General features: G+C 61.8%; 10 protein-coding genes and 1 pseudogene. 5 read left to right on the top strand and 6 right to left on the bottom strand.

Annotation, left to right across the window (positions count from 1 at the left end; translation table 11 throughout):
- Positions 1-122: 122 nt before the first annotated feature.
- The 5 genes and pseudogenes from YUU_RS56885 to ggt form a co-directional block, all read left to right on the top strand.
- A pseudogene (locus YUU_RS56885) lies at positions 123-381 on the top strand (M20/M25/M40 family metallo-hydrolase); the annotation flags it as partial.
- Between the two features lie 158 nt (positions 382-539).
- On the top strand, positions 540-3,221 hold the full coding sequence (gene aceE / locus YUU_RS0131370) for a pyruvate dehydrogenase (acetyl-transferring), homodimeric type (protein ID WP_027525909.1): 2,682 nt from the start codon (positions 540-542) through the stop codon (positions 3,219-3,221).
- Between the two features lie 23 nt (positions 3,222-3,244).
- Positions 3,245-4,807, top strand: a complete 1,563-nt coding sequence (locus YUU_RS0131365; protein WP_027525908.1) for a dihydrolipoyllysine-residue acetyltransferase — start codon at positions 3,245-3,247, stop codon at positions 4,805-4,807.
- Positions 4,808-4,823: 16 nt separating this feature from the next.
- Entirely contained in the window at positions 4,824-6,572 is a 1,749-nt protein-coding gene (gene lpdA, locus YUU_RS0131360) for a dihydrolipoyl dehydrogenase (RefSeq protein WP_027525907.1), read from the top strand.
- Between the two features lie 674 nt (positions 6,573-7,246).
- Positions 7,247-8,782: a gamma-glutamyltransferase gene (gene ggt, locus YUU_RS0131350; protein ID WP_245288150.1), complete on the top strand. Its 1,536-nt coding sequence runs from the start codon at positions 7,247-7,249 to the stop codon at positions 8,780-8,782.
- 209 nt (positions 8,783-8,991) lie between these two features.
- Here ggt and YUU_RS0131345 read toward each other — a convergent pair whose 3' ends face one another.
- From YUU_RS0131345 to YUU_RS56880, 6 genes are read right to left on the bottom strand one after another with little or no spacing between them, the layout of a single operon-like run.
- The gene (locus tag YUU_RS0131345; protein WP_051389985.1) at positions 8,992-10,854 is read right to left on the bottom strand and encodes an ABC transporter ATP-binding protein; all 1,863 of its coding nucleotides are present in this window, start codon (positions 10,852-10,854) and stop codon (positions 8,992-8,994) included.
- A complete protein-coding gene (locus tag YUU_RS0131340) occupies positions 10,851-11,729 on the bottom strand; it encodes an ABC transporter permease (protein ID WP_027525904.1) in 879 nt (292 codons plus the stop codon). Before YUU_RS0131340 ends, YUU_RS0131345 begins: the two co-directional genes overlap by 4 nt.
- A complete protein-coding gene (locus YUU_RS0131335; protein ID WP_027525903.1) occupies positions 11,726-12,667 on the bottom strand; it encodes an ABC transporter permease in 942 nt (313 codons plus the stop codon). The genes YUU_RS0131340 and YUU_RS0131335 overlap by 4 nt, the downstream gene beginning before the upstream one ends.
- Positions 12,664-13,785, bottom strand: coding sequence for an FAD-binding oxidoreductase (locus YUU_RS0131330; protein WP_027525902.1), 1,122 nt, complete (start codon positions 13,783-13,785; stop codon positions 12,664-12,666). The genes YUU_RS0131335 and YUU_RS0131330 overlap by 4 nt, the downstream gene beginning before the upstream one ends.
- Positions 13,782-15,161, bottom strand: a complete 1,380-nt coding sequence (locus tag YUU_RS0131325; RefSeq protein ID WP_027525901.1) for an NAD(P)/FAD-dependent oxidoreductase — start codon at positions 15,159-15,161, stop codon at positions 13,782-13,784. The genes YUU_RS0131330 and YUU_RS0131325 overlap by 4 nt, the downstream gene beginning before the upstream one ends.
- The gene (locus YUU_RS56880; RefSeq protein WP_245288153.1) at positions 15,158-15,415 is read right to left on the bottom strand and encodes a (2Fe-2S)-binding protein; all 258 of its coding nucleotides are present in this window, start codon (positions 15,413-15,415) and stop codon (positions 15,158-15,160) included. Before YUU_RS56880 ends, YUU_RS0131325 begins: the two co-directional genes overlap by 4 nt.
- Between the last annotated feature and the right edge of the window lie 19 nt (positions 15,416-15,434).

The following is a 15,434-nucleotide window of genomic DNA, read 5'->3' as shown; positions in this document are numbered from 1 at the left end:
AATACCCTGCCCATGCATGGCCAGCCGCGGGACGCCGAGACGCTTGGTCGCGCCGCTGCCGACCGGGCTGCGCGTGTGCTTACTCTGCGTGAGATTAGCGCCACGCCGATGCGAACCCTGACCAACCTCTCAAGTTCGACGAGCGTATCGTGAAGCTGATCGAGCAGTCCGCCAAAGACCGTGGGCTGGCCAGGCGCCGCATGACCTCCGGGCGCGGGGCACGATGCTCAGATGATCGCGCGCATTGCGCCGACGGCAATGATCTTTGTGCCAAACATCGCCGGTATCGGCCACAACCCGAAGGAGTTCACGCCTGAGAGCGACCTCGTGGCGGGCGCCAATATCCTCTTGGATGTGGCGCCCCAACTGGCCGGCGAGTAATGCGTTCGACACCGTCGCCGTTCAATGGAGCCCAACGAACAGGCTGACGGGAAAATATGCCCACCCGCCTAGATTGCGAAGTTGCTAACAGCTGGCAGCTTGATCTGGGATCGAAATCCTGAAGCTGAAACAATACGACCAGAATGGGGAAGGATGTTATGGCCGACCAGCAAGACGAGGACGTCCTCGAAACCCGGGAGTGGCTGGATGCACTGTCGGCGATCCGTGGTCACCGCGGCAGCGAGCGCGCCGAATTCGTCGTCAACGCCGTCATTGCCGCCGCGCGCAGCGGTGGGCTCGGCATTCAGCAGACGCTGACGACGCCCTACTGCAACACGATCCCGCTGAGCCAGCAGCCGCCACTGCCGGGCGACCGTGCCATCGAGCACAAGCTGCGCTCGATCATCCGCTGGAATGCGCTCGCGATCGTGCTGCGTGCCAACAACGAGAGCTCGGAGCTCGGCGGCCATATCGCGAGCTTCCAATCGGCCGCAACGCTCTACGACATCGGCTTCGGCCATTTCTGGCATGCGCCGACCGAGGGTCACGGCGGCGACCTGATCCTTGTGCAGGGACACAGCTCGCCCGGCATCTATGCGCGCGCCTTTCTCGAAGGACGGCTGAGCGAGGAGCAGCTCCTCAGCTTCCGGCAGGAGACCGGCGGCACGGGCCTGTCGAGCTATCCGCATCCCTGGCTGATGCCGGACTTCTGGCAGTTCCCCACGGTGTCGATGGGCCTCGGGCCGTTGATGGCGATCTATCAGGCGCGGTTCCTGAAATATCTCCAGAATCGCAACCTGGCCGAGACGGCGAACCGCAAGGTCTGGGCCTTCATGGGCGACGGCGAAACCGACGAGCCGGAATCGCTCGGCGCGATCTCGCTCGCCGGCCGCGAGAAGCTCGACAATTTGATCTTCGTCATCAACTGCAACCTCCAGCGTCTCGATGGGCCCGTTCGCGGCAACGGCAAGATCGTCCAGGAGCTCGAAAGCGTCTTCCGCGGCGCCGGGTGGAACGTCATCAAGGTGCTGTGGGGCTCGGGTTGGGATCGCCTGCTGGAAAAGGACAAGAGCGGGCGGCTGCTCCAGCTCATGGACGAATGCGTCGACGGCGAATACCAGGACTTCAAGAGCAAGAGCGGCGCCTACATTCGCGAGCACTTCTTCGGCAAGTACGAGGAAACCAAGCAGCTCGTCGCCGATATGAGTGACGACGAGATCTGGCAGCTCGCGCGCGGCGGCCACGATCCGGAGAAGGTCTTTGCGGCCTACACCGCCGCCGTGAATCACAAGGGACAGCCCACGGTCATCCTGCCGAAGACCGTCAAGGGTTTTGGCATGGGCGAATCTGGCGAAGGCCAGATGATCGCCCACCAGGCCAAGAAGATGACGCAGGATGCGCTGCGCGGCTTTCGCGATCGCTTCCAGGTGCCGGTTGCCGACGAGGACCTCGCCAAGGTCCCCTTCATTCGCCTGCCGGACGACAGCCCCGAGATGAAATATTTCCGGGCGCAGCGCGAGAAGCTCGGCGGCAGCCTGCCGCAGCGTCGGTGCAAGTCCGAGTCCCTGCAAATTCCGCCGCTCTCGACCTTCCAGCGCCTGCTCGAGAGCACTGGCGAGCGCGAGATCTCGACCACGATGGCCTTCGTGCAGATGCTCGGCTCGCTCGTGCGCGACAAGGTCATCGGCAAGCACATCGTGCCGATCGTGCCGGACGAATCCCGCACCTTCGGCATGGAGGGCATGTTCCGCCAGCTCGGTATCTATTCGTCGGTGGGCCAGCTCTACCGTCCCCAGGATGCCGATCAGCTGATGTATTACCGCGAGGACAGAAGCGGACAGGTCTTCCAGGAGGGCATCAACGAAGGCGGCGCGATGTCGAGCTGGATCGTCGCGGCGACCTCGTACAGCACGAACAACGTGCCGATGATCCCGTTCTACATCTACTATTCGATGTTCGGGCTTCAGCGCGTCGGCGATCTCGCCTGGCTTGCCGGCGACATGCGCGCGCGTGGCTTCCTGCTCGGCGGCACGGCCGGCCGCACCACGCTCAACGGCGAAGGCTTGCAGCACGAGGACGGCCACAGCCACGTCCTCGCGGCGACCATTCCGAACTGCGTGTCCTACGATCCGACCTTCGCCTATGAGGTCGTGACGATCGTGCGCGAAGGCATGCGCCGCATGTACGAGGCGCAAGAGGACGTCTACTACTACATCACCCTGATGAACGAGAATTATCCGCATCCTGCGCTGGCCGATGCCGGCAAGGGCGCCGAGGAGGGAATTCTCAAGGGGCTTTACCTGCTCAAGGACGGCGGCGAGGCGGCGAAGAAGGAACTGCGCGTCCAGATCGTCGGCTCCGGCACGATCCTGCGCGAGGTGATCGCAGCGGCTGGCCTGCTCAAGGCCGATTTCGGCGTCACCGCCGACGTCTGGAGCGCGACGAGCTTCAACGAGCTACGTCGGGACGGCATGGCGGCGGAACGATGGAATCTGCTGCATCCGACCGAGCCGCGACGCAAGAGCTGGGTCGAAGCGCAGCTCGAAGGTCATGCAGGGCCGGTTATCGCTTCCACCGACTACATGCGCAACTACGCCGACCAGATCCGCGAGCATGTCCAGGCGGCCGGACGCCGCTATGTGGTGCTCGGCACGGACGGGTTCGGGCGCAGCGACTATCGCGTGAAGCTCCGCAAGTTCTTCGAGGTCGACCGGCACTACGTCGCCGTCGCTGCACTCAAGGCGCTCGCCGATGAGGGCGCCATCAAGCCGGCGGTCGTGGCCGAGGCCATCGCCAAATATCAGATCGACACCGGGCGCGCCGCGCCCTGGACCGTTTAATCAGCGGAGCCGAGGGCAGAGTGATGAGTGGTGTGATTGACATCAAGGTTCCCGATATCGGTGACTTCAAGGAAGTCCCGGTGATCGAGATATTCGTCAAGCCGGGCGACAAGGTGAAGGCGGAGGATCCGCTCCTCGCGCTGGAATCCGACAAGGCGACCATGGAAGTGCCCTCGCCGCGGGAGGGCGTGGTGAAGGCGGTCGTCGTCAAGGTCGGCGACAAGGTCAGCGAAGGCGCTGTCATCGTGCAGTTCGAGGGCGCCGGTGCGGAGCAATCCGACAAGCGCCCCGTCGTCAGCGCGCCGCCATCGCCGGTCAGCGCTCCCGCTGGCCTTGCCGAGGTGCGCGTTCCCGATATCGGCGACTTCAAGGACGTTCCGGTCATCGAGATCTTCGTCAAGCCGGGCGACAGCGTGAAGGCCGAGGATCCGCTGATTGCGCTCGAGTCCGACAAGGCGACGATGGAAGTGCCGGCGCCGCTGTCGGGCACGGTCCGCGAGGTGAAGGTCAAGACCGGCGACAAGGTCAGCGAAGGCTCGATCATCCTCGTGCTTGCGACCAGCGAGGGTGCCGTGGCCACGAGCGCTCCTGCGCCGGCATCGGCGCCTGCGCCCGCCGCTGCTCTCGCCGCCGCGCCTGCCGGCTCAGTCGACGAGAGGGCATTCGCACTCGCCTATGCAGGTCCGGCTGTGCGCAAGCTCGCGCGCGAACTGGGAGTCGATCTCCGCAAGGTGAAGGGCTCGGGCAATCACGATCGCATCCTGCGCGAGGACGTCGAGGCCTTCGGCAAAGGCGGAGCCGCGCCGGCGAAGCCGCAAGCCGCAGCCGCAAGCGGCGGCGGCGTCGGTGGCATCGACCTTCTGCCCTGGCCCAAGGTCGACTTTGCCAAATACGGTCCGGTCGAACGCAAAGAGCTCGGCCGCATCAAGAAGATTTCGGCGGCGAACCTGCACCGCAACTGGGTGGTCATTCCGCACGTCACGACCCATGACGAGGCCGATATCACTGAACTCGAACAGTTCCGCGTCAAGATGAACAAGGAGCTGGAGAAGAGCGGCGTGAAGCTCTCGCTCCTGCCGTTCATGGTGAAGGCGGCCGTCGCGACGCTGAAGAAATTTCCGGAGTTCAACGCCAGTCTCGACGGCGACACGCTCGTCTACAAGAACTACTGGCACATCGGGTTTGCCGCGGACACGCCGAACGGGTTGATGGTGCCGGTGATCCGCGATGCCGACAAGAAGTCGATTCCGGAGATCGCCAAGGAGATGAACGAGCTCGCCAAGCTCGCGCGCGAGGGCAAGATCAAGCCCGACCAGATGCAAGGTGGGACCTTCTCGATCTCCTCGCTCGGCGGCATCGGCGGCATCTACTTCACGCCGATCATCAACGCGCCGGAAGTCGCGATCATTGGCGTGTGCAAGGGCTACTGGAAGCAGCATTCGGCTGACGGCAAGACCTGGACCTCGCGTCTGACCCTGCCGCTGTCGCTGTCCTGGGATCATCGCGTCATCGACGGTGCGGCGGCCGCACGCTTCAACGTCTACTTCGCCAACGTGCTCGCCGATTTGCGGCGCGTGCTGTTCTGAAATCGGGAGGGGCAGCATGGCTCAGCAGATCGAAGTGAAGGTCCCTGATATCGGCGACTTCAAGGATGTTGCCGTGATCGAGGTGTTGGTGAAGGCGGGCGAGACCGTCGCGGTCGACACCAGCCTGATCATGGTCGAGTCCGACAAGGCGTCGATGGAGATTCCGTCCTCGCACGCCGGCGTGGTCAAGGACGTGAAGGTCAAGGTGGGCGATAAAGTCAGCGAGGGAACGGCAATCCTCGTGCTGGAAGCCGCGGGAGAGGTGGCTGCACCCAAGCCCGCTCCCGCAGCGCCGGCTCGCGCCGCTCCACCGCCCGTTGCCGCGCCCTCTGCATCATCCTACTCCGGCAAGGCGGATATCGAATGCGACATGCTGGTGCTGGGCGCTGGCCCGGGCGGCTATTCGGCGGCCTTCCGCGCCGCCGATCTCGGCATGAAGACCGTGCTGGTCGAGCGTTACGACACGCTCGGCGGCGTCTGTCTCAATGTCGGCTGCATCCCGAGCAAGGCGCTGTTGCATACGGCGTCGGTAATCGACGAGGTCAAGCATCTGCCTGATCATGGCATTTGCTTCGGTCCGCCGCAGGTCGACCTCGGCAAGCTGCGCGGCTTCAAGGACGGCGTGGTCAAGAAGCTGACGGGTGGCCTTGCCGGCATGGCGAAGGCGCGCAAGGTGGAGGTGGTGACCGGCGTCGGCACGTTCCTCGATCCGCATCACCTCGAGGTCGCAGCCGCAGGCGGCAAGAAAACGATCAAGTTCGCCAAGGCGATCATCGCCGCCGGCAGTCAGGCCGTGAAGCTGCCGTTCCTGCCTGAAGATCCTCGCATCGTCGATTCGACCGGTGCACTCCAGCTCAAGTCGATCCCCAAGCGCATGTTGGTGATCGGCGGCGGCATCATCGGGCTCGAGATGGCGACGGTTTATTCGACGCTCGGCACCCGCATCGACGTCGTCGAAATGCTCGACGGACTGATGCAGGGCGCCGACCGGGACCTCGTCAAGGTCTGGGAGAAGATGAACGCAAAGCGCTTCGACAAGGTCATGTTGAAGACCAAGACGGTGGGCGCCAAGGCGACCGAAGCCGGCATCGAAGTGACCTTCGAGGGCGAGCAGGCGCCTTCAGGGCCGCAAGTCTATGATCTCGTTCTCGTGGCCGTCGGCCGCAGTCCGAACGGCAAGAAGATCGGCGCCGACAAGGCCGACGTTGCCGTGACCGATCGCGGCTTCATCGACGTCGACAAGCGGATGCGCACGAACGTGCCGCATATCTTCGCGATCGGCGATATCGTGGGGCAGCCGATGCTCGCGCACAAGGCCGTGCACGAAGCCCATGTCGCGGCGGAAGTCGCCCACGGCGAAAAATCCTATTTCGACGCGCGGCAGATTCCGTCGGTCGCCTATACCGATCCCGAGGTCGCCTGGGCCGGCAAGACCGAGGACCAGTGCAAGGCCGAGGGCATCAAGTTCGGCAAGTCGGTCTTCCCGTGGGCCGCTTCCGGCCGTGCCATCGCCAACGGCCGTGACGAGGGCTTCACCAAGCTCTTGTTCGACACGGCCACGCACCGCGTGATCGGCGGCGGGATCGTCGGAACGCATGCGGGCGATCTCATCAGCGAGATCTGCCTCGCGGTCGAGATGGGTTGCGAGCCGTCCGATATCGGCAAGACCATTCATCCGCATCCGACGCTCGGCGAATCCATCGGCATGGCGGCCGAGGTCTTCGAGGGCCATTGCACCGACCTGCCGCCGCAAAAGAAGAAATAGCGCAGCGGCGTCGATATTCGGGAGGAATTCTCATGATAGATGATAGGGACATCGCGATCGTCGGCGCCGTACGCTCAGCGGTTGGAGCCTTCAACGGCGCCTTCGCCAATTCCATCGCGCTTTAGGTCACGATCGCTATGCGTGGATATGTTGCTATAGCGATAAGATAGTCCTTGGGAACATGCGATCGAGCGGGTCGGGCAGGCTTTCGTGCGGAAGATGCACGCTCGATCCCTGCATCTTCATGATCGAACGGCATCTCACAAGGTGGCGGCTTTGCGAAATCCGACCCTATTCTGCAACATTCTTGCAGAATAGGAGCGCATTTCGACGCGTTTCTGACCATCAAACGCACTACGGGTAGGCTCTGTTGGCAGTGCGCTAGCCTATTGAAAGATCAAATGCAGCCGATCCTCCGTGAAAACATTCTCGCGGCGAAGCTGGAGCTATCCGCTGTTTGGCGAGCGCGGTTTTAGGCATTGAATTGAGACCAAGCTCAGTTTCCTGAGACTGCGTTCGACTTCTTACCTCCCAAACTTGCCGGGGCTCGTGCCCCGGCCCTTTTTTGGACGTGAAGGGTTGGGAGCCAACCGGCGTCCCATCCTCCCGAAGGTCTGACTAACATGAGAGATTTCCAATCGCCGGGACGTTCCGAAGCATTCGGCGTCAACGGAATGGCCGCGACCCCGCACCCGCTGGCCACGCTGGCCGCAATCGACGTGCTGCGCGAAGGCGGCAACGCCATAGATGCAGCCGTGGCGGCCGGAGCTATGCTTGCTGTCATTGAGCCAACCCAGACCGGCGTGGGTGGGGATTGCTTTGTTCTGCTGAAGCGGGAAGGGCAACCGATCATCGCGCTGAACGGATCCGGAGCGGCGCCGTCGGCCGCGAGTGTCGAACGGCTCGCAGAAGCCGGCGTAACGACACTCGACCCCGAGAGTGCGCACGCGGTTACTGTTCCAGGTGCCTTGCGAACGTGGGCCCGATTGGCCGAGGATCACGGAACGCTTGATCTCGCGCGTCTCCTTTCACCTGCCATCGCCGCTGCGGAAAACGGTTATCCTGTCGCTGAGCGGTTGGCGAGGGACTGGGCGGGGCAGATGCCGAAGCTCTCTCGTCTGGCTGCTACGACTGCGGTCTTTCTCCCCCACGGTGAAACGCCGGCCCCGGGCGATTTGCACACGCAGCCTATGCTGGCCCGCACCCTTAGGGATGTCGCCGCAAAGGGGGCCGACGTGTTTTACGAGGGATGGATTGCGGAGAGCATCGTAAAGGCTCTGCGCTCGCTCGGTGGTTTTCATACCGTCGAGGATTTTGCTGCCTTCCGGCCGCGCTACGAGCGGCCAATATCCGCGTCCTACCGTGGTTTGGAGCTGTGGGAATGTCCGCCGAATGGCTCAGGCGTTGCTGCTCTAGCCATGGCAAGTCTGCTCGACCGTCATAACGTCGCGGGCTTCGCTCCCGTATCGGTGGAGCGCTACCATCTCTTGGCCGAGATCGCGCGCATTGGCTATGCGGAGCGCGACGCCTTCGTCGCCGATCCCGACAGCGGGCATGTGCCAGTCGAGCGCATGACCTCATCAGCCCGTGCCGACATCCTTTCTCGCCGGATATCATTGAGCGGTCGGCTGACTGACATCACGCCGATCACAATGCCGGAACACAAAGATACCGTGTTCCTCTCCGTCGTAGATAGAGATCGCACCGCGGTTTCATTTATCAACTCTGTCTTCGACGATTTCGGCAGCGGCATCGTGGCACCCGAATGCGGCGTCCTGCTGCACAACCGCGGCTTCGGCTTTGTGCTCGACCCCGGCCATCCCAACGTCCTCGCGGGTGGCAAGCGACCAATGCACACCATACTGCCTGCCATGCTGACGCGAGGCGGCGAATGCGTCTTGTCGTTCGGCGTGACAGGAGGGCATTTCCAGCCCATTGGACAGATCCAGGTCCTGTCGAACCTACTCGATCACAAAATGTCGGTGCAGGAAGCGATCGACCAACCGCGTATCTTCGCACGCGGCGACGTACTGGAGGTCGAAGCGACCGTTCCGGCTAAGATCGTCGAGGGGCTTCGTGCGTTGGGGCACCTTCCTACGCGAGCGTCAAATCCACTCGGAACAGCCCAGGCGATATGGATCGACCGCAAACGCGGACTTCTCAGAGGTGGGGCTGACTCCCGTCGGGATGGCATCGCCCTTGGTTATTGAGATCAGAAGTTTTCCACCGCGGGTCAAGCGGGGGGCAACCCCCGTGCAACGTTTGAGCTGCTGCCCCGACAGGGAGACTGCGCCGGAGTTTAGTATGGCGCCGACCATACGCCACCTTCTTGAGCTTGCGTGAAATTCGGTCGCGTTCGTTTGACACGAACTTCCAAGCACGCGGCCGCATTCGACACGACGCGTAGAACAGGGGGACCTCAATCGGCTCCGTTCACCCTGACCAGATGACCTTCCGACACCTCCCGGTACTGCCTTGCGGGTGGTTCATATCCGATCGGTCGGACCGGGCTCCTTAGTTCGTCACCGGCGATGCCCCGTCGGATCCTGCGCCGCGCAGGGTCCGGCACTGGTACCGCCGACATGAGCCTTTTCGTGTAGGCATGTTGCGGATCTTCGAACACAGCCGCGCGCGGTCCGATTTCAACGATCTCGCCGAGATACATGACCGCAACACGGTGGCTCACCCGCTCAACAACGGCCATGTCGTGGGAGATGAAGAGGAAGGCCAAATTGAGGCTTTGCTGCAAATCGAGCAACAGATTGCAGACCTGCGCCTTGATCGACACATCGAGCGCCGACACCGCTTCATCGGCAACGATGACTTTCGGGTCCAGCATGAGCGCTCGGGCGATCGCGATCCGCTGACGTTGCCCGCCGGAGAATTCATGAGGATAACGCCGCATCATGTCTGGCGACAACCCGACCTTTTCCATCAAGACTGCCGCCTTGTCGCGAGCTTGTACGCCCGCGCCAAGCCGATGTTGAATAAACGGCTCGACCAGCGCCGATCCGATGCTCAGACGCGGGTTGAGCGAGGCATACGGATCCTGAAACACCATCTGGATCGAGCGTCGCATCTTGCGAAGTGCGGAATGGTCAAGCTTCATCACGTCCTGACCATCAACCACGACACTTCCGCCGGTTGGCTTCACCAGTCGCGTAATTGATCTGCCGGCGGTGGATTTGCCGCATCCCGACTCCCCTACCAGCGACAGCGTCTCGCCCTCGAACAGGTTGAAAGACACGTTTTCAACGGCATGTACCGCCCCAACTCTGCGGCTGAACAGCCCGGAGCGGATATTGAAGCGCATCGTCAGGTCTTTGACGTCGAGGATCGGCGCCCTGCCTCTGGCGACTGTATCGGCGACGTCGGGAAGCGCCTGTTGTTCGCCAGTCTTCGTGTCCAGTATCGGGAAGCGCAGCGGCAGCTTCCGATCGCCCATCGAACCGAGGCGCGGTACGGCCGAAAGCAGCGCGCGAGTGTATGGATGCTTCCCACGGTGGAAGATGTCGGCCGTCGCGCCGGTTTCGACCGCATCTCCACGAAACATGACGATGGTTCTGTCAGCCAATTCCGCCACGACACCCATATCGTGGGTAATGAAGAGGACCGACGTTCCTTCCTCTTCCTGTAGGGTCTTGATCAGGTCGAGAATCTGGCCTTGGATGGTCACATCCAGCGCTGTCGTCGGTTCGTCGGCGATCAAGAGTTTCGGCTTCGACGCGAGCGCCATCGCGATCATCACGCGCTGGCGCATGCCTCCGGAAAACTGATGCGGATATTCGTCGTATCGACCCTTGGCGTTCGGAATCCGAACCTTTTCAAGCAGCCTGAGGACTTCGGCTCTGGCGTCAGCTTTGGAAATATCCTTATGGACAGTGAGTGCTTCAGCGATCTGCTTGCCGATGGGAATGATCGGGTTGAGCGAGGTCATCGGCTCCTGGAAGATCATCGAAATCTCGTTGCCGCGGATCTGGCGCATATCCTCTTCCGGAAGAGACAACAAATTTCTTCCGGACAGTAGAACTTTGCCGTCCACGCGGCTCGATCGGGGCGCCAGCAAGCGCATGATCGAGAGGGACGTAACCGATTTACCCGAACCTGATTCACCGACGATCGCCATCGTCTCTCGTGGCGCGATGTCGAACGAAATATTGCGGATGACGGTTTTCCAGCCATCATCGACCTTGAACGAGGTCGTGAGATCGCGAACGGAAAGGACAGGGGCCGCGGATACCGCAATTTGCCCGGCGGCGGCCTCTTGAATGGGCGACGTCATTGCGCGCTCCTTGTTTTCGGGTCGATCGCATCGCGCAGCGCGTCACCAAGAATGTTCAGGGCGAGCACGGTCAGGAGGATGGCCAGCGAGGGAAAGACAACCAGCCACCAGGCACTCAGGATGTTCTCGAAACCCTCACGGATCATGCCACCCCATGTCGCGGTAGGCGGTCGAACGCCGAGCCCGATGAACGCCAATGACGCTTCGGTGCGAATGGCGGACGCCATCCACAGCGAAGCGACAACGACAATGTCGGACAGGATGTTCGGAAGGATATGAACCCCCATGATCAGGGACGGCGAAAAGCCAAGCGAGCGACCCGCCTCGACGAATTCGCGCCGCTTCACGGCGATCGTCGGAGCTCGCGCCACACGGGCAAATGGAGCGGTTTCCGTGATGGCAATCGCAATGATCAGATTTTCGAAGCTGGCGCCGAGCATTGCCGCGACCATCAGACCCAACAGCAGCGTCGGAAACGACAGCATCACGTCGACGATACCCATCACGATCTGATCGAACACACCGCCGATATAGCCCGCCAGGATCCCGAATGCTGACCCGACCACCATTGCGACCAGTACGGAAAAGAAACCGATCGATAGCGATATGCGTGCTCCGTAGAGCAGCCGCGAGAGCACATCGCGTCCGTAGCTGTCCGTTCCCAGCCAGAACTGGGCGGACGGCGGGCTTAGTCGATGAAGAATATTCTGCTTCAACGGATCGAAGGGTGAGACGAGCGGCGCGAAAACGGCGAGCAGAATGATCAGCGTCAGAAGGCCGATGCCGACCCACGAAAAGCGGTTGCGACGGAATGCCGTCAGGACCGGGTTCGGCTGCCGCTTCGGTGCGGCCTGAGAAACAGTAGCGTCGGTCATTGGGCAAGACCCACTCTGGGATCGACAAGGGCGTAGATGAGATCGGTGACCGTGTTCACGATGATGACGAAGGTTGCAAAGACCACCATCAGTCCTTGAAGCATCGTGTAATCACGGGATTGCAGAGCACCCAGGATGAGCTTGCCGAGCCCCGGACGAGTGAAAACGATCTCGGTGAGCACAGAATTGCCGATGAGGGTCCCGAAATAGAGGCCCACCACCGTCACGATGGGAATGAGAGCGTTGCCAAGAGCATGCCGCAAAATGAGGCTTCGTGGGCGAACACCTTTTGCACGGGCCGTCCGAATATAGTCTTCGCCCATGACGTCGAGCATCGAGGAGCGTGTTACGCGCGCGATATAAGCGGTCATGATCAGCCCCAGGTTCAGGGCGGGGAGCAATAGATTCCGAAGATGATCGATGGGGTCGTTGGTGGCGCGGCTCATGACGGGTAGCCAATGCAGCCAGACCGCAAACGCCAAAAGCATCAGGATCGCCGAGACGAAGCCGGGGAAGGAAAGGCCTACAAGAGATAGAATGCGGCTGACATAATCGGGCCATTGGTCTCGACGGACGGCGGCTATCACGCCTAATGGAATGCCGAGTAGCGTGCCGATCAGCATCGCTGCTGCGGTGAGTTCAAGCGTATAAGGAAGAACGAGGGCGACCTCTTCGAGCACTGTGCGACCGCTCACCATCGAGCGACCGAAATTTCCGGTCAGCATGTCCGTCAGAAAATGCAGGTATTGGACCCCGATTGGTTGGTCGAGGCCTAGCTGCGTCCTCAGCGCCTGAAGCGCCGCATTGCTTGCTCGGTCACCGAGCATGGCAACGGCGGCGTCGCCGGGAACCAGGCGCACCAGAACAAAGACCATGGTGAGCATGGCGATCAATGTGGGGATCGCGAGCGCAAGTCTTCGGATCGCATAACCTATCATGCGGCAACCCTTTCAATGGAGACGCGGCTTACGCAGAAAGCGTCGAGATCGTGATTGGTGTGACCCTGACAGATCAGGTCAGCGACGACCCGTCCGACGGATGGAACGAGCTGAAATCCATGTCCGGAAAAGCCGAAGACATGTATTAAGCCCTCGACCTGCTGCGAAAAGCCGATGACTGGACGGTGGTCGGAAGTCATCGCTTCCATGCCCACCCATGTTCTGACGATCCGCACGCCTTCCAGTTCGGGAAATACGCGGACCGCCGCTTGCATTGATGCTGCCAGCGCGACGACGTCGACGGTGGCCGATTGCCGATCCGCTGCCAGTTTTCCTTGAGAGCCACCTCCAATGAGAAAAGTCCCCTGAGAGGTCTGTTTCAACGACAGCTTCTTGCCGAATGATCCAACGACGGGCTTGATTCTGGAGGCGGAACGTTCCGTTACCACCATCATAGAGGTGCGGATCTCATGCTGTAGCGGATCACCTGCAAGGTGAGAAACATGATCCGCCCAGGCACCCGCCGCGTTGACGACTATCTCAGCCTCGAAGACGCCACGTGACGTCTCGGCTCGCCAACCGGTTGCGGATCGGGTCAAGGCCGTCACGAGGCATTCTTCTATGATATCTACGCCGGCCCGGATGGCTGCGTCTCGAAAAGCCCTGATGGTTCGATGCGGATCGGCCGAGCCATCGCTGGACACCCATGCACCACCCAGGCAATGGGCTGATATACCTGGCAGAAGGCTTCGTATCTCATCGGGGCCGACCATCTGCTCATGGAAATGGCCCATGGCTTGGAGCCGCTTGATACGCATCTCAATCTTCGTCAGCGACAGCTCGTCTTCGGCAACTTGCAATTGGCCGCAGGCGACGAAGCCACAGTCGTCGCCGACGAGACCCTCCATGTCATGCCAGTCCCTGGCAGCCTCGAGGCTCAGAGGCAATTCGGCACCGTCGCGACCGAGGGTGCGCACACCGGCGGCTGTTGCGCCCGAAGCGTGCCGTCCGAGAAAATGTCTCTCGACGAGTTGCACAGCCGCACCTCGACGTGCGGCCTGAAGCGCCGCAGAAAGGCCGTGCAGGCCGCCTCCGATGATCAGGACGTCGGCGCTCATGTCGCGCGATCCGCTTTTTCCAACGATGCGATCTCTCCAAGAGTGACCGGTTTCAACGGCGGTCTGATGTGGAAGAAACGGACCTCGCTGACCGGAAGACCATGGACCTCTGCGAGCAGCGCCTGAACCGTATAGCCGCACTGGCGCCCTTGGCACGGACCCATTCCGCAACGTGTCGCAGCCTTCACCGCGCTGGGATCGGCGGGGCTGTTGCGTGCGGCGGCACGAATAGCGCCGGCTGTGACTTCCTCACAGCGACACGCGATGACATCGTCGGGGAGCCGGTTCCGCGGAGGGGGATACATGGCATCGAGGAACGGCCGCAAGGCGAGCGCTCGCTTACGGCGCCGATCGAGATGCGCCCTCTTTCGAAGCCTGTCTGTTTCGGAGGAAATCCCGAGCCGGCCTGCGATGCCGAGTGCTGCGATCTCTCCGGAAATGGTTGCGGCCAGCCAGCCGCCGATTCCGCTCGCATCACCGGCCACGAAAAGACTCTTGCGACTACTTTCTCCCCACCGGTCGACCTTCGCCGCCAGATATCCCTGTTCGTCATTCCAGTGATGGGCACAGCCCAGCGCCAGCGTTTCGTGGATGCGCGGCACGACACCCTCGTGAACCAACAGCACGTCCGCTTCGACACGATGGCGTTTTCCCTCCATCTCCCAGGTCAGATGCTCGAGGTGCTCGTTGCCTTCGGCTCGCAAGTCTGAGAATCCCCGCACTATTATGCCGCTGCGCTTGATCCCGCGAAGCCACCGTAGGCCTTTGAGCAAGCCGCCAAAGTCACGCCAGGCCCCGGGGAGACGGCGCAAGGCGGACAGGCGGGGAGGTGTCGAGGTGTCGAGAAAACCGGCAATGCGACCACCGAGGTTGAGGAGCTGGGTTGCATAGAGAAGCGGCAAGGGGCCTGCTCCGGCAATCCAGACCTTGCCCTCAGGCAACATCCCTCCAGACTTGAGAAGGATTTGCGCCGCCCCTACGGTCATCACGCCCGGTAGGGTCCAGCCTGCGAACGGCACTGGTCGTTCCTGGGCGCCGTTGGCAAGCAATACTGCGCGAGCTGCGATACGCTGGGCTTTGCCCTCGGCAGTCAGATAAAGATTCCAACCGTCTTCGATTTGCCAGACCTGTGTCGACGGCAGGTATTCCGCGCCGGACACCCGAAAGGCAGCCGCAAGTGCCTGTCCCTTCTGATAGTCTTTGCCGAGCGCCGGGAAAACGGGACTGCTGGCATTCCGCTCGATCCCCCTGAATATCTGTCCGCCCGGCGAAGGTTGTTCGTCGATAACAACCACGGAAGCGCCAAACTCGCGCAGGCGAATAGCAGCGCTCATACCGGCGGGACCCGCGCCGACGATCGCGACATCGTAACTCATCGTGAGATCTCTCGCGGACCGCGCTGGCTTTCAATTCGCATCCCAGGTCGGACCGGAACGAGACATCCTTGAGTGGAAGCAATTCCGTCCACGATCGCCAGACACTCGAAGCAAACGCCCATTTGACAGTAAGGCAGCCTTGGCGTCCCGCTGACCGGCGACCTACGGCCCGCACCGGGAACGCGTAGAAGCACGCTGGCAACCGTCTCGCCGTCCCAGGCGGGCGTCTCCACACCATTCACGAGCACGATCATGTCGGACCGTTTGCCGAGC

The sequence above is a fragment of the Bradyrhizobium sp. Ec3.3 genome (assembly GCF_000472925.1).
In the GTDB taxonomy this organism is placed as follows: Bacteria; Pseudomonadota; Alphaproteobacteria; order Rhizobiales; family Xanthobacteraceae; genus Bradyrhizobium.
Note: the sequence above shows the minus strand (reverse complement) of the source record. Positions and strands in the feature narration are given on the sequence as shown.